Raw genomic sequence first — 464 nt, forward strand, 5'->3', positions numbered from 1 at the left:
GGATCGGCCGGCGCAAGCTGTTGCTGATTGGATCGGCGTCTTTCGGGTTGCTGTCACTGGTCGCCGCTTTTGCACGCAGTGCCGAAACGCTCATCCTGGCTCGGGCGCTTCTCGGCATAGCCGGCGCGACGATGGCGCCCTCGACGCTGTCCCTCATCAGCAACATGTTCCGTGACGACCGCCAGCGGACCTTTGCCGTAAGCGTCTGGGTTGCGAGTTTCTCGTTTGGCGGCGCGATCGGCCCTGTCATAGGTGGTCTGCTTCTGTCGCACTTCTGGTGGGGAGCCGTGTTTCTGGTGCCCATTCCGATTACGGCGCTTCTGCTGATGGTCGGACCCTTGTTGCTGCCCGAACACAAGGCCCCAAACGCCGGGCGGCTAGATATCCTGAGCGCTGGCTTGTCTCTGGCGGCTGTGTTGCCGATCGTTTTTGGCATCAAGCTCGTCGCCGAGGGCGGCAATCTC

General features: G+C 62.3%; 1 protein-coding gene. It reads left to right on the forward strand.

Features of this window, described 5'->3' with window-relative positions; translation table 11 throughout:
• Window positions 1-2: 2 nt before the first annotated feature.
• The coding region (locus tag ACWTU8_RS32570) for an MFS transporter (RefSeq protein ID WP_455851343.1) at window positions 3-464 on the forward strand (462 nt) is incomplete at its 3' end.

The sequence above is a fragment of the Mesorhizobium sp. BHbdii genome (genome assembly GCF_053848045.1).